Here is an 18,549-nt window from a genome sequence, read left to right as displayed (position 1 = left end):
GACGGTCACCCCGACGAATGACTGGACAGCGGTGCTGCCCGAACGGCGGAAGCGGCCGCGCCTGGCGGGATAGCCGCGGCAGGATGACTCTGGCCGCGCTTTCGGGCGGCGCACCCTGCGCCGCTCCGGCAGAAGCGGCCCATGGCATCGGAAGGGGCGATCAGCGCGGCCCATGTGGCCGATCTCGAGCGGCGGCTGGCCGAGGCCGAAGCTGCCCGCGCGGCTGCCGAGACTGCGCGGACCCTGGCCGAGACCCTTCTGGCCAGGACCGAGGAGGCCCGCGCGCGGCTGGAACGGATGATGGCGCAGGCGCGGCGCGACAAGTACGGCGCCAAGTCCGAGAAGCTCGATCCCGACCAGCAGAACCTGCCCTTCGAGGAGCGAGCCATCGTGGCGCCACCGGTCCGAGCCCGATGGCGAGCGAAGTGGCCGAGGGCATGCCCGCAGCGGCCACCGAAGCGGCGGAGAAGGCGCTCGGCAAGCGCAGCAAGCGGACACCGGGGAAGGCCCGCAAGTTGCCAGCGGCTGCGCCACCGGTCCGAGCACCGCTGGCGACGGGCACCTGCCGGAGCATCTCGAGCGGATCGAGCAGGTCATCGAGCCCGGCAGCATCCAGTGTCCCTGCGGCTGCGGCGAGATGATGAAGGTCGGGGCCGACCGCGCCGAGCGGCTCGATGTCATTCCGGCCAGGCTGCGCGTGCTGGTGACGGTCCGCCCCAAGTACATGTGCCGCACCTGCGCGGGGAAATCCCACGCCCAGGCGCCCGCGCCGGAATGGCTGGTGCCCCGGGGCCTGCCGACCGAGGCACTGGTGGCGCACAGCATGGTCTCGAAGTACGGCGACTACCTCCCGTTCTACCGCCAGGCGGGCATCTACCGCCGACAGGGCATCGAGCTCGACCGCTCGATGCTGGCCGCCTGGTCGGGCCGCGCGGCCGCGCTGCTCGCGCCGGTGATCGACGCGATGACCGCCGAGCTGCGGCGCTCGGACCGGCTGCAGATGGACGAGACCTACCTGCCGGTCCTGGCCCCGGGCACCGGCAAGGTCCGCAAGGATTTCCTCTGGGCCATTCTCCGCGACCAGAGGGGCTGGGGCGGCAGCGATCCTCCGATCGTGGTGTTCCGCCATTCCAGGCTCCGCAACGGCGAGGTCGCGCAGGAGATGCTGAAGGGCTTCACCGGCAGCACGCTCATGGCCGATGGCCACCCGGTCTATGACACGCTCGCGGACCCGAAGAAGACCGCCAAGCCATGGGCCATTGCCTATTGCTGGACGCATTGGAGGCGGCGCTTCGTCAAATTCGGCCAGGACACGGCTTCGCCGATCTGCGAGGAGATGATCCGGCGCATCGCGTCGCTCTACGCGATCGAGAAGGAGATCCGCGGCCGCGATCCGGCCACCCGCGCGGCGGTCCGGCAGAAGCTGTCCCGGCCGATCACGGATGCCCTGCGGCCCTGGCTGGAGGGCTGCCTTCAGCAGCTCTCCTCGGCAAGCGATCTGGCAAAACACATCCGCTACGGGCTGAAGCGATGGGATGGTCTCACCCGCTTTCTCGAGGACGGCCGACTCGAGATGGACACGAACGGTGTCGAAAATTCCATCCGNCGTCGTCCCTAGCGACGAGCAGCGCCTCCAGCGCGGCGCGGCGCTGCTCCTGCTCCGACAGCCGCGCCTCGAGCTCCTGGAGCCTGGACCGGAGCCGCGACGCCTCGGCGTCCNTCGTCCTTGAGCCGGAGCTGCTCCGTGAACGCCTCCACCTCCGCGCTGTGCCGGCGCCGGATCATGCTCGTGTACTTCTCCGTCTCCATCTTGAACCACTCCTGCAAATCCTGGTACTCCTCGCGGCGGCAGGCAGCGGATCGCCGGAGGGGCCGAGCGCCACCGGAGCCAGTTCCAGCGAGCGGGCGAGGACGCCGGTGAGCGGCACGCTATGCGCGGGGTCCGGGGCAAGCCCGCCGAATCTCTGTTCGAGCTGGCCGTCGCGGAAGATCTCGAGGTCGAATTCGACGCTGGCGACGCGGATGGCGCGGTCCATGTCGAAGCCCGCGAGCGGCTGGGGCAGACGGATCAGGCCCCGCACCGTGTCGATCGCGGCGGGCTGGAGACGGGCAACAACGCTCGGCCCCTCCCCCGCCGCCTGGCTGAGTTCGAGGACCGACGCCGTCTCGACCCCGGCCAGAGAAGCGAAGCGCAGCGAGAACCCGTCGTCAAGGAGGCCGGGACGGGTTTCGGTGCGCACCCGCGCGCTTCGGGTGATCCGCAGCGAGAGCGCATTGCCCCATTGCCCGGGATCGGCACTGCGCGGGCCGCCCTCGCGCAGCTGCCGCTCATGGATGCGGATCCAGATCGCCGCCTCTGCCTGCTCCGCCCGGCTCAGCCGCGCCGGGTCGATCGAAATCCAGGGGAAGGACGCGCGCGCCCGCCAGGCCAGCGGGCCGCTGCCAAGGAGCACCTCGGCGGGCTCGGCAGGGTCGCGGCCGGCGGCGCCGCGGCCGGTGTCCCGGAGACCACGCGCGGCGTGATCATCTGGCCCGAGGCCAGCCCGCCGATCGGCGAGGCGTCACCCGATTGCAGGCGCCAGAGCTCCTCGCTGAGGCAGGTCCCCTGCTTGCAGGCCATCTCGTCGGCATGGATCACGTCATCGACCGACAGCGCCGCGGCGCGGTTCACGCAGTTTTCCAGCTCGCGGACATTGCCCGGGAACTTGCAGGCGCAGAGCGTGTCCATCGCGGTCGGCGCGAAGGAGATCGCGGTGCCGTTCTGGTCGTTGAACTGCCTGAGGAACAGCTCGGCCAGGGGCTTGATGTCGCCCGGACGCTCGCGCAGCGGCGGCAGGACGATCGGCACCACGCAGATCCGGAAATAGAGATCGGCGCGGAACTTGCCGCTGGCCACCGCCTCTTCGAGATCGCGGTTGGTGGCGGCGATCAGCCGGAAATCGGTCTTCACGGTCTGCGTGCCGCCGACCCGCTCGAACTCGCTTTCCTGAAGCACGCGCAACAGCTTGGCCTGGAATTCCGGGCTGATCTCGCCGATCTCGTCAAGGAACAGCGTGCCCTTGTCCGCAAGTTCGAACCGGCCCTTCTTTTGGCCGCCGGCACCGGTGAAGGCGCCCTTCTCGTGGCCGAAGAGTTCGGATTCCAGCAGCGTCTCGCTCAGCGCCGCGCAGTTCACCGAGATGAACGGCTTCTTCGCCCGGTCGCTCTGCGCATGGATGGCGCGGGCGAACAGCTCCTTGCCGGTGCCGCTTTCGCCGCGCAAGAGAACCGCCGCCCTGGTCTTGGCGACGCGGGCAATGCGGGCGATGACCTGGGCGATCTCGTCGCTTTCGCCGATGATCCCGTCGAGCTGGATCGCGGGCATCCGGTCCGCCGACAGGCCCTTGGCGGCTTTCAGCGCACGGGCCGCGTCGTTCATCACCCGTTCTCGGTCCTTGGCGACGACCCGCCGGAATCTCAGCGCCTGTTCCAGCAGCGCGCTGACCATGGTCAGCACATTGGCGTCGTTTTCGGTCAGTCCGGCCATTTCCCCGCCATGCGGGCGGAACGCGGCGAGCACGCCGATCACCAGGGGCGACCGGCTGGTTTCTCGCACCGGCACGGCGACCAGCGTGTGGCGCGTGCCGCGGGCATGGGCGGGAACCGCCTCCGGGCCGTAGTCTTCCTCGGCATCCCAGGCGATCACCGGCACGCCGCTGCGGAATACCGCCTTGGCCGCGGCGGTCGGGATCGCGCCGCCATCGGCAGGTTCCTCGCGCCGCCCGCGCGTCGTGGCGGCGATGACATAGGGATTGACCTGTCTGCCTTCGCTGCCCGCCACCGGATCGGACAGCAGCGCCAGCGCGCCGTTGCCGAGCCCGATATAGGAAGACAGGATGTTCAGGACCTTCGGCATTTCCGCGATCGGATCCGCCGCGCTGGTCATGATCTTGGCGATTTCAAAGACGGCCTCCAGTGTCAGCGCCGGAAGATCGCCGCGTGTGCGGCCGCTGGAGGAATGCCTGGATTTCAAGTCGATATGGGCCACTGACCGCTCCTTGGCTTGGGGGGGTGCCACCTGCGTGGAGGTCAAGTTTCCTTGTTCTTCCACGTTAGCAGGGAAGTGCGGGCGCGCGGAGCGAAAGCGCTTCCACCGGCGCCCGGCAGCGCTCCGGCCCGGTGAAGCTGCCGCAATTTGCGACAGCCGCATGACGGTTTCGCTGCGGCTGCAAAGAGAACGGGCAGTTCGTGCATGATGCGCCGGATCGCCGGGAATCACATGTTTCATGGGGAAAAATCACAATGCGCAGGCCTGGCTGCGCGGCGGCCATGCTGCACTGCAATATCGGGCGCGCAGGATCAGACGGCCATCTTGCGGCGGCGCTGGAAAGAGGAGCCGATGCCCAGCATCGAGCGGTATTTCGCAACGGTGCGCCGCGCGATGGCAAGTCCCGCCGCATCGCTTTTCTGCACGATGGCCTCGTCCGAGAGCGGCGCGGCCGGGTCCTCTTCCGAGATCACCTTGCGGACGAATTCCAGCGCGGCATCCTGCGAGGCGGTGTTCAGCCCGTCGGCGGTCGGCACGGCGCGGCTGAGGAAGGCGCGCAGCGGCAAGGCGCCCGCGGGCGTGTCGATCATCCGTCCGGCCGTGGCGCGGCTGATGGTCGAGGGGTGCAGATCCAATTCCGCGGCGATGTCCTCGAGCGAGAGCGGCACCAGATGGGCGCGGCCATTGTCGAGGAAGGCCTGCTGGCGCGCGACCAGCACGGTGGCGGCTCGCAGGAGCGTCTTGCCGCGCCGCGGGGCAGTCCGGCTTCCAGGCGCGCCCGTTGCGGCGGACCGGAATGATCGGTTCTGCGCGATGCTCGAGGATCGCCGCATGGCAGCGGCGCGTGTCATGGGCTCCATCGGCGGTGACGGTTTCGATCTTTTCTGCGGCCTGGATCTGCGACAGCCGTTCCGGCAGGATCGGGCTGCCGCCCTGCCGGCCCGCGGTGAACTCGGCCGCGCGGATATCGCCCGTGGCCGTGTCCATCGCAAGCTGCACCTTCCGCCATTCGCGCCTGCGCGTCGCACCCGCGGCCCGCGCCGCCGGCGGCCCGGCAACCGGGCTGCTGCGCCATGCCCCGGTTCCGGCGCTCGACTTCAACGCGGCGGGGCTGCTCTATTTCCCGACCTTTTCGAAGCTCGCCGAGATGGCCGATCCCTCGCGCGGCCCCGGCCTCACCCGCGACATCGCCTATCTCGCCAATCTCGATCCCGGAGAGACCGTCACGGCAGGCAAGGCGGACGGCCTCCTCCTGCTCGCGGCCGCCGACCGGACCCCCCTGGCCGCGATCAGGACGGCAGGGCATTGACGGCGCGGGGTGCCCCCGATCCGCCCTGCCGGTGACGGCGGTGTCCCTTTACGCCGCCTCCGACCGGCTACCGCTTTCCCTGCGGCATGCTCCGGATCGGGACACCGGCGGCAGGTCCATCCCGGCCGCACGCCCGACATGCCGTCCGGACAGTCCCCGCGGCTTCCCTGGCAGTAGACCACAGTGATCGCGGACGCGGGCCTCGGCCGCCCCCCGGCGCGGCGGAAGCCTGCACGGGGCCGGACCGGCGGGCATCGGGCAGCCTTCTCTCAAGGGCGCGCCCCAAGCTCATGAGCGTCATTGCAGACCGGCGGCCAGGCAGGCTGCGCAGCGACGCAGGTCGTCAGCCAGCCCCGGACCGGAAGGCCGCTCCGGATACATCGCGGGCCCGATGCGCCGCCATGCTTCCGGCGCGAAGGGGCACCGGAGCGGATGCGGCGTGCCCCATCCGGCATGGCGGCGGCGGCCCCGGCAACGCTGTCCATCTTTCCTGCCGGACCGCACCTGCCTGCGGGCCGTCGCACGGGACACTTGCTGCCGGAGATGTCGCGCGCCGCAAGCCTCACCTTGCCTGCAGCGGAAGAACGCCCATGCCCCTGGGCTGCGGCAAGACGGACCTCCGGAACCGGACTCCGGCCCGAAGCGGATCGTCTGCCCGGCAACGCTCCCGGCGGGTGCCGCCGCCCGCCCGCAATTGTCCTGCCCGGCGGCCTTCTCGATACCAACCCGCAGGAAGGCTGCCGCCCCGGAGCGGCGTCAGAACCGGTCCGGGCGGAAGCGCTCGAGCGCGATTTCCGGGACGCCTCCATCGGCCAGCGCCGCGACCAGTTCGGCCGTGCCTGCCGACTGGGTCAGGCCGAGATGTCCATGGCCGAAGGCATAGATCACCCGGTCGGCCCTCTTGGCGCGGCCGATCACCGGCAGGCTGTCTGGCACCGAAGGCCGGAACCCCATCCACTGGGTGCCGCCCTGCGGATCGAAGCCGGGCAGGAACTCCGCCGCCTTCTTCACCAGGATCGCGGCCCGGCGGTAATCCGGCGGCAGATCCAGCCCGCCAAGCTCGACCGCCCCGCCGACGCGCAGCCCCTCGCCGATCCGCGTCACCACGAAGCCGTGCGCCGGGAAGGTCAGATGCGTGCGCAGGTCGAAGCTGGCCTGCGGGAAGGTCGTGTTGTAGCCGCGCTCGGTCTCCAGCGGCAGCCGGTCGCCGAGCATGCGCGCCAGCCGGTGCGACCAGGCTCCGGCCGCGATCACCGCCTGCGGCCGAAGCCGCCGCGCGGCAGGCCGGAACCGAGGCCGCCGACGCCGTGGCCGCCGGCATCGGCGCGCTCTATGCGATGGGGATGGACGGGTTCCTCGTCTTCAACCTCGCGGATGTCGGGCAAAGCCCGCGCTTCGCCGCGCCGGATGCGCTGGGAACGAACCCAGATACCGGCGGCAGCAACGGCGCCTATGCCACCCTGGCAACCGAGGCCTTCAACGCCCGGCTGGCCGAGCGGCTGGCGCTGCTCAAGGGGCTGGGCCTGACCATCTGGGAGGCAGATGCCGCGGGGCTCTTCGCCGATATCCTCGCCGATCCGGATGCCTACGGCCTGATGGACGGGACCAGCGCCTGCGGCACGCTGGCGGGCTTCGCGGCGGTCGGGATGGCGCTCTATGATTTCAGCAGCCCGGTCTGCGACGAGACCGATCCGGCCAGCATCACCGCGCCCTATTGGGACGGCGTGCATCCGAACCAGAACCTGCACGCGCAATACGCCAAGCTGGCGCTGGCCGCGCTGCCGATGGCCGAAGTCCCCGCGCCGCTGCCCGTGCTGATGCTCGGCAGCGCACTGGCCGGACTCGGCTGGCTGCGCCGCAAACCCCCGCCCTGAAACGCAAAACCCCCGGCCGATGGCCGGGGGTCCGCAAATCGCGCGATGCCGGAGATCACTCTTCGGCGTCGGCCTTTTCCTTGGCCAGCTCTTCGCCGGTGGCTTGGTCGACCATCTTCATGGCGAGGCGCACCTTGCCGCGGTCGTCGAAGCCCAGCAGCTTGACCCAGACTTCCTGGCCCTCTTTCAGGACATCGGACGGGTGGTTCAGGCGGCGGTTCTCGATCTGCGAAACGTGCACCAGGCCGTCGCGCTTGCCGAAGAAGTTCACGAAGGCGCCGAAATCGACGATCTTCACGACCTTGCCCTTGTAGACCTTGCCCTCTTCCGGCTCTGCCACGATCGAATAGATCATGTCATAGGCCTTCTGGATGGCCTCGCCGTTGGCGGAGGCGATCTTGATCACGCCGTCGTCGTTGATGTCGACCTTGGCGCCGGAGGTTTCCACGATCTCGCGGATCACCTTGCCGCCCGAGCCGATCACTTCGCGGATCTTGTCGGTCGGGATCTGCATGGTCTCGATGCGCGGGGCATGGGCCGAGAATTCCTGGCGGCCAGCGGAGAGCGCCTTGTTCATCTCGCCGAGGATGTGCATCCGGCCGTCCTTCGCCTGCGCGAGGGCCTGCTCCATGATCTCGGGGGTGATGCCCGCGACCTTGATGTCCATTTGCAGCGAGGTGATGCCTTCGGCCGTGCCCGCAACCTTGAAGTCCATGTCGCCGAGGTGGTCCTCGTCGCCCAGGATGTCGGTCAGGACGGCGAACTGGCCGTCATCTTCCAGGATCAGGCCCATGGCGACGCCGGCCACCGGAGCTTTCAGCGGAACGCCCGCATCCATCATCGACAGCGAGCCGCCGCAGACGGAGGCCATCGAGGACGAGCCGTTCGACTCGGTGATCTCCGACACGACGCGGATCGTGTAGGGGAAGTCGGTCGCGGCCGGCAGGACGGCCTGCAGCGCGCGCCATGCCAGCTTGCCATGGCCGATCTCGCGGCGCCCCGGGGAGCCGACGCGGCCCACTTCGCCGACCGAGTAGGGCGGGAAGTTGTAGTGCAGCAGGAAGTTCGAGCGCGAATTGCCGTGCAGCGCGTCGATGATCTGCTCGTCCTCGCCGGTGCCCAGCGTGGTCACGACCAGGCCCTGGGTCTCGCCGCGGGTGAACAGCGCGGAACCGTGGGTGCGCGGCAGGAAGCCGACTTCCGACACGATCGGACGGACGGTCGAGCGGTCGCGGCCGTCGATCCGGGCGCCGCCGGCGATGATGTCGCCGCGCAGGATCGCGGATTCCAGCTTCTTGAAGGCGGAGCCGAGATTGGCGTCGGCCAGCTGCTCTTCGGTCAGCTGTGCCTTGATCGCGTCGCGGGCAGCGGAGATCGCGGTGGTGCGCTCCTGCTTGTCCTTGATCGCGAAGGCGGCGCGCATCTGGGTCTCGCCCGCGGCCTTCACGGCAGCGTAGAGCTCCGAGTAGTCCGGCGACTGGAAGTCGAAGGGCTCTTTCGCGGCGTCTTCGGCCAGCGAGATGATCGCGTCGATCACCGGCTGCATGGCGTCATGGCCGAATTTCACGGCGCCCAGCATCTCGGCTTCCGACAGCTCGTAGGCTTCGGATTCGACCATCATCACGGCTTTCTTGGTGCCCGCGACGACCAGATCCAGACGCTGGTCCGGCTTGGTGCGCAGCGCATCCATGTCGTCCACCGCCGGGTTCAGCACGTATTCGCCGTCGACGAAGCCGACGCGCGCCGCGCCCACCGGGCCCATGAACGGAACGCCCGAGATGGTCAGCGCCGCGGAGGCCGCGATCATCGCCACGATGTCGGGATCGTTGACCAGGTCATGGCTCAGCACGGTGCACATCACGAGCACTTCGTGCTTGAAGCCCGGGACGAAGAGCGGGCGCATCGGACGGTCGATCAGGCGCGCGGTCAGCGTTTCCTTCTCGGACGGGCGCGCTTCGCGCTTGAAGAACCCGCCGGGGATCTTGCCCGCTGCGTAGTATTTTTCCTGGTAGTGGACGGTCAGAGGGAAGAAGTCCTGCCCCTCTTTGGCGGCCTTGGCGAAGGTCACGTTCGCCATGACGCTGGTTTCGCCCAGCGTGGCGATCACGGTGCCGTCCGCCTGGCGCGCGACCTTGCCCGTTTCCAGCGTGAGCGTCTCATCGCCCCACTGGATGGATTTCTTGACTTCGTTGAACATCGGCTATCCTGTCTGAGATCAATGGGCCCTCCCATCGATCCCGTTTCAAATGGCGGCCCCATTGCCGCCGGCCCCTGTCATCGTTCCACAACGCCGGGGCCCTGCGTCACGTCTCAGATTGCGCCGCAATACAGGAGATTGCCCCGCGCGGAAAGGGCAAAGGTGTTAACGCGCGCGCCACCCTGCCCTAGCGGCAGGCTTCCGCCGAAAAAGCAGCCGGCGCCCGCCGGAAGGACCGGGGGCGCCGGATGGCGGCGGGATCGGAAGCCTCCGGTCCCGCGCTGTCAGTGCCGCAGATCAGATGCAGGCGCTGTTGCGGAAAACGTGCTCGACCAGCTTCTCGCGGCGCAGGCCACGGGCGGCCAGATCGTCGTCGGACATGCGCTGAAGGCGCTCGAGTTCCTTGAAGCGCGGATTGGCTTCCGCCATCCACACCAAGCCGCGGCCGATGGCGGCGAAGAAGTTTGCGATGCCCGCGAAAACGCTGGGGCGGTGAGAAATCGTTGCTGCGTGTGCCATTTGGAACTCCGTGAGTTTGCAACTATCGGGGTTCCTCCCTTGCCGTCCAATCTAGGGGATGGCGCGTTCTGCAACCACCTCCATGTCGGTATTGCTGCGTTGCGGCATTTGCATGGGCGAAAGATTCTACCGCGCCAGCACCCGGTTCACGACTTTTGAATACCGGGCCGCCACCGCCTCCCGCGCAGGATGCCGTCCGCCCTGCACCAGATGCCGCCCCTGCGCCCAGAGTTCGCCCACCTTCAGGTCGCGCCCGAAGATCCAGCGGTCCAGCATCTCCGGGCCGCTGACCGCCAGCCCCAGCGGGTCCTCCAGCGCCGCCAGATCGGCGGCCGCGCCCGGGGCGATCTGCGGCGCCGCGATGCCCATCGCGAATCCCGCCCCGCGGTTCCCGCCGTGCAGCCCCGCCGCAGCGCCGGACGCTCCCATTTGCGCCCTCGCAACGGGCATTCCGCCACGGAAGCAGGCAATCCGCCCGCAGAGCGCTGCGGCCCGGCGCCCGGACCCCGCACTTGCTGCGACGCAGCAAGTCGCGCGCCTCGCAGCCCGTCTTAACCAATTGGATTCCGGCGGCTTGGCGGGACGGCCCGGAACCTGCCCCTGCGGCAATGATGCGGCTGCGATGCAAGGTTCCCCGGGATCAAGCGACTCGGCGGGATCGGCGAGAAATTGCCGATTTTGGCCGCTAGATATCAACCTGCCCGCCTGCGACGCATCTAGATATTGCTGCAAAGCAGTTCACCCGTTATGCGTCCCGTTCGAAGATCAACAACATGTCAAGTCGAGAAAGTCCGACCAGCGAGGGAGTGTGTTGATGAAGACGCGTGGGTTCGAGAGTGCCTCCGGGAAGCGGTCTGGACTGTTTTCTGAAAAACGGATTTTCCTGAAATCCGATGACGGCACGCGCTTCGTACGATTGCGCAGCCGCGACCAGATCCTCGCTTGGGCAGGCGGCGTGATGCTTGTCGGATGGACCGTCACCGCGACTGCGCTCGTCACCGTGCAATTCGTCCAGGGCGGCGACAGCCGCGCCCAGGCGGCCGCCGACCGCGAAGTCTACGAAAGCCGGATCAACGCCCTGGCCTCCGAGCGCGACCGCCGCCACATGGAAGCCCTCGCCGCGCAGGACCAGTTCGCCACGCTCCTCGGCCAGCTCTCGACCCTCCAGACCCGCATCTTCGACGCCGAGCTTGCCGCCAAGGAAAAATCCGACGAGACCGACATGCTGCGCCAGCAGCTGCGCACCGCGCAGGCCGGGCTCGACAACGCGACCGAGCGCCTTGCCGCGCTGGAAACCGGCGAAGCCGCCGATGCCGCGGACGATGCCGCCCTTGCGCTGATGACCGGCGCGCTGGGAGACATGGCGGAAGAGCGCCAGGCTCTGGCCGACCAACTCGAGCAAAGCGAAGCCGAGCTGGCCGACCTGAACCTGACCCTGCGGCTCGAAGGCGAGAAGAACGACCGCATCTTCGCCAAGCTCGAGGACGCCGTGACCGTCTCGATGGAGCCGCTCGACGGGCTCTTCGCCAAGGTCGGCATCAATCCCGACAGCCTGCTGGAGACGATGCGCAACCGCTATGACGGCAAGGGCGGCCCGCTGGAGCCGATCTCGATGTCGACGAGCGGCGAGGCCAGCCCGGAAACGGCGCGGGCCAACAACATCCTGACCCACATGCAGACGCTCAACCTCTACAACATGGCGATCGACGCGCTTCCGATGGCCTCGCCGATCGAGGGCAAGTACCGCATGACCTCGTCCTTCGGCTACCGCCGCGACCCGATCCGCGGCACCCGCCGGATGCACGAGGGCCAGGATTTCGCCGCCGCCTACGGCACGCCGATCCACGCCACCGCCGACGGCGTCGTGATCAAGGCGGGCTGGGCCTCGGGCTACGGGCGGCTGGTCACCATCCAGCACGAATTCGGGATCGAGACGCGCTACGCCCACATGTCGAAGATCAAGGTCAAGGTCGGACAGAAAGTCTCGAAAGGCGAGGTCGTCGGTGCTATGGGTAATTCGGGCCGCTCCACCGGCACGCACCTGCACTACGAGGTCCGTGTCGGCGGCAAGCCGACCAACCCAATGACCTATATCACGGCAGCACGCGATGTTTTCTAAGAACAAACTGACCGATCCGGCGCCGAAGCCGGCGGTAGAGCCCGAGAAGGCACAGGCCGAACCGAAGCCGCAGCAGTCCATGGCCAGCGCGGCACCGGCGGCTCCGGCCCCCAAGCCGCCGGTCTCGGTGCTGTCCTCCGATCTCACCGTGGTGGGCAATGTCCGCACCGCCGGCGACATCACCGTGCAGGGCAAGGTCGAGGGCGACATCCGCGCCCAGCTTCTGACAGTCGGCGAAGGCGCCGTGGTTTCGGGCGAGATCGTTGCCGATGACGTGGTCGTCAATGGCCGGGTGATCGGCCGGGTCCGCGGGCTGAAGGTCCGGCTGACCTCCACCGCGAAGGTCGAGGGCGATATCATCCACAAGACCATCGCCATCGAGGCAGGCGCGCATTTCGAAGGCTCGGTGCAGCGCCACGAGAACCCGCTGGCCGATGCCAGGGAAGCGCTGCCGCCGCCCGCCACCAAGGCACCGGCCACGCCTGCCGCCGAAGACAGCCAGGACTGATCCGGACAGCATCCGGCCTTGCAGGGCGTGCGGCCACCGCGCGCCCTTTCGCGTTGTCACTCTCCCCATGCGGGAATCCGGAAGAAACAAGTCTCCCCATAATTGTCCGGAATTGATCTGGATCAAGGAGGACGCAACGTTCCGGCCGCTATCACGGGGCATCGGAAGGGTCCGGGGGAGGACACGGGCAGCGGGCGACCTGCTGCCGTGGCCGGGAGGCCTTCCGGTCCGCAGGACAGCGCGGCGCAACGCTTGCAGCCGCCATCCGGAATCGGACAGGCAGGTCGGCCCATTGGAGCCGGCCTGCCGCTTTTGCCGGCATCGCAGCCGCCTTCGGCACAGGCCTGTCCCGCCGATGCGGAGAGAGAGGCAGCCGGACGTGACGACCACCGCGCCGCAAGAATGGGTTCCGGCCCTGCCACGCCAGGCACGCTCCATCGGTTGCGGCCACCTTCCCTGAGAGCCCCGGCACCGGACCGCCGCACCGCCTGCCCTCCTGCCGCCGTCTCGACCATTGGCCTCATCGAGCCGATCCTGAACAACGAGTTCAGGCGGCGGCACCGGCCTGCTGCGGGGCTCGGCATCCGGCCATGAACACCCTGATGGCGGCGATGAAACCGGCCCAAATGGCTCGTAGGCGGGCGAGGATCTTGCGGCCCGCGCTGACGCTGTCGATCGGCGTGCTGCACCACACCCATGACTGCCGCGCCGCCTTCGGCCATGTCGCGGGCTTCGTGCCGCCGGGCGGGCTGTTCTTCCTCGGGCTCTACCACCGTCCGGGCCGCCTGCCCTTCCTGCGCCACTGGCGCGGCCTGCTGGAGAGCGAGGGCGAGGACGCCGCCCTGGCAGCCTTCGCCCGCGCCATGCCGCAGAGCCCCGATCCCGAGCATCTGGCCTCGGTGTTCCGCGACCAGGTGCTGCATCCGCAGGAAAGCCAGCACCTTCTGGAGGAGGTCTGGGGCTGGGCCGATGCGGCCGGGCTCAGGCTGCTCTCGACCAGCATCAACCGCTATGGCCCGGTCGCCGACCGGACCGAGGTCGTGGCGGAGGAAGCGGCCTATGCCGCGCTGTCGCAGGAGCGGATCGCCGGGGGGCGCTATTTCCCCGGCTTCTTCACGATGCTGATGGAGCGGCCCTGAGGCCGCGCCTCATTCGCCGCGGGCTTCGGAGCGGCTCTTGCCGGCCACGTCAAGCGCCAGCGTCGCCGCCATGAACTTGTCGAGATCGCCGTCGAGCACGCCTTGCGTGTCCGAGGTCTCCACATTCGNTCCGCAGGTCCTTCACCATCTGGTAGGGCTGCAGCACGTAGGACCGGATCTGGTTGCCCCAGCCCGCGGAGCCCTTGTTTTCGTGCGCCTCGTTGATCGCCGCGTTCCGGCGGTCGAGCTCCATCTGGTAGAGCCGCGATTTCAGCGCCTTCATGGCGATGTCGCGGTTCTGGTGCTGCGACTTCTCCGACGAGGTCACGACGATGCCGGTCGGGTGGTGGGTGATCCGAACTGCCGAGTCGGTGGTGTTGACGTGCTGGCCGCCCGCGCCCGAGGAGCGGTAGGTGTCGATGCGGATATCCGACGGATTGACCTCGATCTCGATATTGTCGTCGACCACCGGGTAGACCCAGACCGACGCAAAAGACGTCTCGCGCGTGCCCTTGCCGAAGGGCGAGATCCGCACCAGCCGGTGGACGCCCGATTCCGATTTCAGCCAGCCATAAGCGTTCAGGCCGGAGATCTTGTAGGCAACCGACTTGATCCCGGCTTCGGACCCGGCTTCCTCGGATTGCAGCTCCACGTCATAGCCGTGGGACTCGGCCCAGCGGACATACATCCGCTGCAGCATCTGCGCCCAGTCGCAGGCTTCGGTGCCGCCCGCGCCCGCGTTGATCTCGAGGAAGGTGTCGTTGCCGTCGGCCTCGCCGTTCAGCAGCGCCTCCAGCTCCTTCTGCGCGGCCTTCTCGCGGATCTTGCGGATCGCGTCCTCGGCCTCGGTGACGACTTCCTCGTCGTCTTCCATCTCGCCCAGCTCGATCAGCTCGACATTGTCGGCAAGGTCCTGCTTCAGCCCCTCGTAATTGCCCATCTGGTCGACGAGGATCTGCCGGTCGCGCATCAGCTTCTGCGCCTTTTCCGGATCGTTCCACAGATCCGGATTCTCGGTCATCGCGTTGAACTCTTCCAGCCGGTGCGGCGCGGTGTCGATGTCCATCCGCTGGGCAAGAAGCTTCAGCGACTTTTCGATTTCGGCAACGAGGTTCTGTATTTCAGCGCGCATGACATGTCCGGCAAGGTTCAGCAATGCCCGGATATAGACCCGGCCCAGCCCGGACGCAACCGATGCCGGAGGACGAAGCGGCGCATCCGGCAAATTGGCGGCATCCGGGCGGGCTTGTTGCCCATATCCGTGAGAGGGCTTCAGTTCGGGCCTCCTGAGGGGTGGATCGTCGGCAGGCCCGGGCCTGCCGCCGCCCGCCATCGCACGGCGGCCTGGTCGGGCCATGACGCTTCGCTGAAACGGCGGGGGTGGCCGGCACTCCGGTTCGGTCCGGAAACGAACCGGCACGCGGAGCGAAGCGGCAAGCGTGGCCATCCCGGGACCTTCTCCGGACGGGGAGGGCCGCGACATGGTCCGGGGGCTCATTTCCCCGGCAAATGCCATCCAGACCTGCCTGGCGGCGCCATGGCCGTTCGGCCTGCCGCTTCGCCGGACCGGGCCATGGAAACGCCGCCGGTCCGAGCGGCCATGGCGAGGCGGTCCGGTCGCGGGCCGGATCGAGATGGCTGTGCCTCAGCATGCAAAAGTCCCCCGGTATCCGGGCGATAGGCGCCGAAAGGGGACCCGTCCGGATCTGAGGCTCCATCATGCTCCCAAGGTTTTTGGGAGCAGACGGCGTTGTTGGACAAATCAGCTGATGACTGCAGTGCGCTGCGGCTTTCCCTGAAGCAGCCGCTCAGCCGTAGCCGCAGCATTCTCCGCCTGCTGGCTGACGGAGAAGCGCACATGGACGAAGCCGCTCCGCGGCAGGGGCGCCTGTGGCTGGCCGTTGGCCTGGTTTCCAAGTGATCCTGTGTGTCCGGCGGGTCCTGTCTGACGATGCGGATCTTTTCCATCGTCAGACAGGAGGCTTCCATGAATGAGGAAAGCCCCCCGCTTCGCCAGCGGATGATCGAGGACATGTGCATTCGCGGGCTCGGCTTGAAATCCCGGAGCGCGCACATCAGGAACGTCAAGCATTTCGCGGCCATCCTCGGGCGCTCGCCCGACACGGCCACGCCGGATGACCTGCGGTCGTACCAGCTGCAGATGACGAAGGACGGGGTCTCGGCCTCGGTCTTCAACACCCGGATCATCGCGCTCAGGTTCTTCTTCGGCACCACCTGCGGGCGAGAAGACATGAAGCGCTACATGCAGTTCCATCGCCAGCCGCGGAAGCTGCCTGCCGTGCTGAGCGTGCAGGAGGTCGCCCGGATCCTCGCATCGGCGCCGGGTCCGGGGCTGAAATACCGCGCCGCGCTCGGCATCAGCTACGGCGCCGGGCTCCGGTCGGCCGAGGTCTGCAAGCTCAAGGTGAGCGACATCGTGCAGGAGGCGCGTCTGCGACACGATGTGCCGGAGGCGCGTCTGCGACACGACGACAGCGACCGCATGCTGATCCATGTCCACGAGGGCAAGGGCGGGAAGGACCGGATGGCCATGCTCTCGCCGCGGCTTCTGGACCTGCTGCGGGACTACTGGCGCGAGATGAGGCCGCGGGCATGGCTGTTCCCCGGTCTTCCCAAGGTCAACCCGATCTTGCCGCGGCAGCTGAACCGGGCCTTCCATTCGGCGCTCGACATGTCCGGGGTCGCCCGGCCCGCGACGCTGCATACGTCGCGCCGGAGGCGCGCTTCCAGCGCGACGCCACAGCTTTGCCACGCATCTGCTCGAGGCGAACACCGATGTCCGCGTCATCCAGGTGCTGCCCGGCCATTCCAAGCTCAGCACCACGGCGCGCTACACCCATGTCGCGACGAAGATGATCCAGGGCACGGCCAGTCCCTGCGAGCAGATCGACCAGCTGAACGACCTGCAGGAGCGTGCGCTGCCCCGGCCGGCCCCGGAGTGACGCGTGCCCCGGCCGGGGCTGGAGCTCGCTGACATCTTCCGGCGGCACGGTCCTGCTTGGCGGCGGGCCAATGCCGGGCATGTCAGCCTGGCCCAGCTGAGGGTGAGGTCGGCCATCGAGGCCTGCCGGAGTCCGGCGTGAAGCGATCGATCCAGTGGATTGATCGTAGCGAGGACGCGCTCGGCGGGCATGTGGCGGCCTGCGACGGCTGCGGCCATAGCCATGTCGCGTACAATTCCTGCAAGATGCCATTGACCGGCAGGCGATTTGGCGTCGTGCCGAAGGCACGCCTGCGGCGTGACGCCAAATCTGCCGGGAGGGGGGCATTGCCCGAAATGCCAGGGACCGGCAGCGCGGGACTGGGTCGCGGCGCGCGCCGAAGACCTTCTGCCCGTCGAGTACTTCCACGTGGTCTTCACGCTGCCCGCGGAGGTCGCCCGCATCGCCTGCTGGAACAAGAAGGCGCTCTGCGGCCTGCTGTTGCGCGCCTCGGCGGAGACCCTGGCCCCCATCGCGGCGGATGCCCGGCCTCTCGGGGCGCGGGTCGGCATGACGAGCGTGCTGCACACCTGGGGAACCGCGCTGACGCATCCCCCCCACATCCCCATGATCGTCCCCCCTCTCGGGCATTGCATGCAAGGCCCGAGAGGGCAGCGGGCGGCGGCCTGTCGCCGGACGGCACCCGGTGGATTCCGTGCCGTACGGGGGTCGCCGGCTTGCGTGGCCCCACCGGGGCCACGGTCCGCTCACTCCTGCCGGCAAGGTCCTGTCGCGGGGTCTTCGCTACGGATGATCCCCCGGACCATCCGCTTCACGCTCGACCTCCGGCGGCTTTTCCCGGAGGGGCTGGCCGCACTGCATCACGCCGGGAAACGCGCCTGCTTCGGCGATCTCGCAGGGCTTGCGGATGCCGGTGCCTTCGCCGCCTGGCTCGCGCCGTTCCGGAAAATGGACTGGGTGGTCATCGTGCCGGAGGCGCGTCTTCGCCACGACGCCAGGCCGCCCTTCGGCGGACCCGAGGCCATGCTCGCCAATCTCGGCCGCTACACCGATCCGTTGCCCGGCAGCGGTTTGCCTGCAAACCGCGAGAGGGGCGTCGCGATCTCGAACAGCCGCCTGGTCAGTGCCGACAGCACGGCGGTGGCGTTCCGCTGGAAGGACTAGCGCATCAAGCGCGGCGACCGGATGAAGGTCATGCACCTCGAAACCGGCGAGTTCATCCGCCGCTTTCTCCTGCACGTGCTGCCCGACGGGTTCCACCGCATCCGCCACTATGGCTTCCTCGCCCGCGGGGTCCGGAAGGCCTGCGTCGCGAAGATCAGGGCCTTGATCGCGGCGGTTCCGGCACTGCCCGCCGACCCGCCGCCAGAGGAAGCGCCGCCCCCCTTCGCGCTACGCGAGCCGTGCCCGTGCTGCGGCGGCCTGATGCGGATCATCGAGATCTTCCGGCGCGGACAGGTGCCGCGATCGCGCGCGCCGCCACGGGAGCAGGCCGCATGACGAAACGCCCGTCCCCTGTCGGCATTTTCCGCCGGTTCCCTCCCGGGCACCGGAAGGTCGGCCCGCGGTCTTCTGTGCCTGAGAGCTACGGCAGGGCGGAACGCCAGGCTGCAGAACGATGCCGCCGCCCGCCGAGCGCCGCTCGCATCCCCGGGCCGGACGCTTCGGCCTTCTCTCCAAGGGCGCCGACGGCCGCCGCGACTGCCAGCCGAAACGCTCTTTCCCCATAGACATCGCCCGGCCGATCGCGGCTTCCTCCATGTGAACTTTTCCAACGCGGATCAACGGACCGCCGGGAACCCCGGCCGGTCACCGACGCATCGAAAAACCTTCAACAAGGAAAACCGCCCGAGGCGCGCCCAGGCCCGGAGCCCGGCAGCGGGATTTGCCGAGG

General features: G+C 68.5%; 13 protein-coding genes and 5 pseudogenes. 9 read left to right on the top strand and 9 right to left on the bottom strand.

Translation table 11 applies throughout. The annotated features are described in order from the left end of the window. Positions 1-141 precede the first annotated feature (141 nt). Together C7T91_RS39690 and tnpC are read left to right on the top strand one after the other, a co-directional pair. Positions 142-414 (top strand): annotated as a pseudogene (locus tag C7T91_RS39690) (transposase domain-containing protein); the annotation flags it as partial. Then, positions 350-1,618, top strand: a complete 1,269-nt coding sequence (gene tnpC / locus C7T91_RS19340; protein WP_407943318.1) for an IS66 family transposase — start codon at positions 350-352, stop codon at positions 1,616-1,618. The pseudogene C7T91_RS39690 and the gene tnpC, both read left to right, overlap by 65 nt. Positions 1,619-1,781: 163 nt before the next feature. Here tnpC and C7T91_RS19335 read toward each other — a convergent pair whose 3' ends face one another. From C7T91_RS19335 to C7T91_RS19320, 4 genes and pseudogenes are all read right to left on the bottom strand, one after another. Continuing rightward, entirely contained in the window at positions 1,782-2,453 is a 672-nt protein-coding gene (locus tag C7T91_RS19335) for a hypothetical protein (protein ID WP_108260641.1), read from the bottom strand. Continuing rightward, positions 2,375-4,027, bottom strand: a complete 1,653-nt coding sequence (locus C7T91_RS19330) for a sigma 54-interacting transcriptional regulator (RefSeq protein WP_236638339.1) — start codon at positions 4,025-4,027, stop codon at positions 2,375-2,377. Before C7T91_RS19330 ends, C7T91_RS19335 begins: the two co-directional genes overlap by 79 nt. Positions 4,028-4,338: 311 nt before the next feature. Further along, positions 4,339-4,746, bottom strand: a complete 408-nt coding sequence (locus C7T91_RS19325) for an RNA polymerase factor sigma-54 (protein ID WP_236638338.1) — start codon at positions 4,744-4,746, stop codon at positions 4,339-4,341. Further along, positions 4,694-5,068 (bottom strand): annotated as a pseudogene (locus tag C7T91_RS19320) (transposase); the annotation flags it as partial. The gene C7T91_RS19325 and the pseudogene C7T91_RS19320, both read right to left, overlap by 53 nt. On the opposite strand from C7T91_RS19320, the gene C7T91_RS31740 reads away from it, so the two are divergent. Beyond that, positions 5,001-5,336 (top strand): hotdog family protein, encoded by a 336-nt coding sequence (locus tag C7T91_RS31740; RefSeq protein ID WP_145962946.1) that lies wholly within the window; start codon positions 5,001-5,003, stop codon positions 5,334-5,336. The pseudogene C7T91_RS19320 and the gene C7T91_RS31740 overlap by 68 nt on opposite strands. 756 nt (positions 5,337-6,092) lie before the next feature. On the opposite strand, the pseudogene C7T91_RS19315 reads toward C7T91_RS31740, so the two are convergent. Beyond that, a pseudogene (locus tag C7T91_RS19315) lies at positions 6,093-6,596 on the bottom strand (NAD(P)/FAD-dependent oxidoreductase); the annotation flags it as partial. Positions 6,597-6,643: 47 nt separating this feature from the next. On the opposite strand from C7T91_RS19315, the gene C7T91_RS19310 reads away from it, so the two are divergent. Further along, a complete protein-coding gene (locus C7T91_RS19310) occupies positions 6,644-7,210 on the top strand; it encodes an SGNH/GDSL hydrolase family protein (RefSeq protein ID WP_108260639.1) in 567 nt (188 codons plus the stop codon). Between the two features lie 55 nt (positions 7,211-7,265). Here C7T91_RS19310 and pnp read toward each other — a convergent pair whose 3' ends face one another. The 3 genes from pnp to C7T91_RS19295 all read right to left on the bottom strand — a co-directional run bounded on the left by pnp (position 7,266) and on the right by C7T91_RS19295 (position 10,355). Beyond that, complete coding sequence (gene pnp / locus C7T91_RS19305) at positions 7,266-9,407, bottom strand: polyribonucleotide nucleotidyltransferase (RefSeq protein WP_108260638.1); 2,142 nt, start codon at positions 9,405-9,407, stop codon at positions 7,266-7,268. Between the two features lie 297 nt (positions 9,408-9,704). Further along, on the bottom strand, positions 9,705-9,926 hold the full coding sequence (locus tag C7T91_RS19300) for a DUF1127 domain-containing protein (RefSeq protein WP_108260637.1): 222 nt from the start codon (positions 9,924-9,926) through the stop codon (positions 9,705-9,707). Between the two features lie 126 nt (positions 9,927-10,052). Further along, positions 10,053-10,355: a hypothetical protein gene (locus C7T91_RS19295; RefSeq protein WP_108260636.1), complete on the bottom strand. Its 303-nt coding sequence runs from the start codon at positions 10,353-10,355 to the stop codon at positions 10,053-10,055. A 385-nt stretch (positions 10,356-10,740) separates the two neighbouring features. Between C7T91_RS19295 and C7T91_RS19290 the strand changes: the two genes are divergently transcribed. The 3 genes from C7T91_RS19290 to C7T91_RS19280 all read left to right on the top strand — a co-directional run bounded on the left by C7T91_RS19290 (position 10,741) and on the right by C7T91_RS19280 (position 13,692). Further along, on the top strand, positions 10,741-12,045 hold the full coding sequence (locus C7T91_RS19290; RefSeq protein ID WP_108260635.1) for a DUF5930 domain-containing protein: 1,305 nt from the start codon (positions 10,741-10,743) through the stop codon (positions 12,043-12,045). Next, positions 12,035-12,553: a bactofilin family protein gene (locus C7T91_RS19285; RefSeq protein WP_108260634.1), complete on the top strand. Its 519-nt coding sequence runs from the start codon at positions 12,035-12,037 to the stop codon at positions 12,551-12,553. The genes C7T91_RS19290 and C7T91_RS19285 overlap by 11 nt, the downstream gene beginning before the upstream one ends. Before the next feature lie 650 nt (positions 12,554-13,203). Further along, positions 13,204-13,692: a hypothetical protein gene (locus tag C7T91_RS19280; RefSeq protein WP_108260633.1), complete on the top strand. Its 489-nt coding sequence runs from the start codon at positions 13,204-13,206 to the stop codon at positions 13,690-13,692. Positions 13,693-13,701: 9 nt separating this feature from the next. Here C7T91_RS19280 and prfB read toward each other — a convergent pair. Then, positions 13,702-14,824, bottom strand: a protein-coding gene (gene prfB / locus C7T91_RS19275) for a peptide chain release factor 2 (protein WP_108260632.1) whose coding sequence is annotated in 2 segments (ribosomal slippage) — positions 13,702-13,821 and positions 13,823-14,824 — 1,122 coding nt in all. Because the reading frame shifts where the segments join, the coding sequence is not laid out codon by codon here. 855 nt (positions 14,825-15,679) lie between these two features. On the opposite strand from prfB, the pseudogene C7T91_RS36240 reads away from it, so the two are divergent. Then, positions 15,680-16,655: pseudogene (locus C7T91_RS36240) on the top strand (tyrosine-type recombinase/integrase). Between the two features lie 3 nt (positions 16,656-16,658). Further along, positions 16,659-18,155: pseudogene (locus tag C7T91_RS40420) on the top strand (transposase). Positions 18,156-18,549: the final 394 nt, after the last annotated feature.

This window comes from Mangrovicoccus ximenensis (assembly GCF_003056725.1).
GTDB lineage: Bacteria > Pseudomonadota > Alphaproteobacteria > Rhodobacterales > Rhodobacteraceae > Mangrovicoccus > Mangrovicoccus ximenensis.
This window is presented reverse-complemented; position numbering and strand designations above follow the sequence as displayed.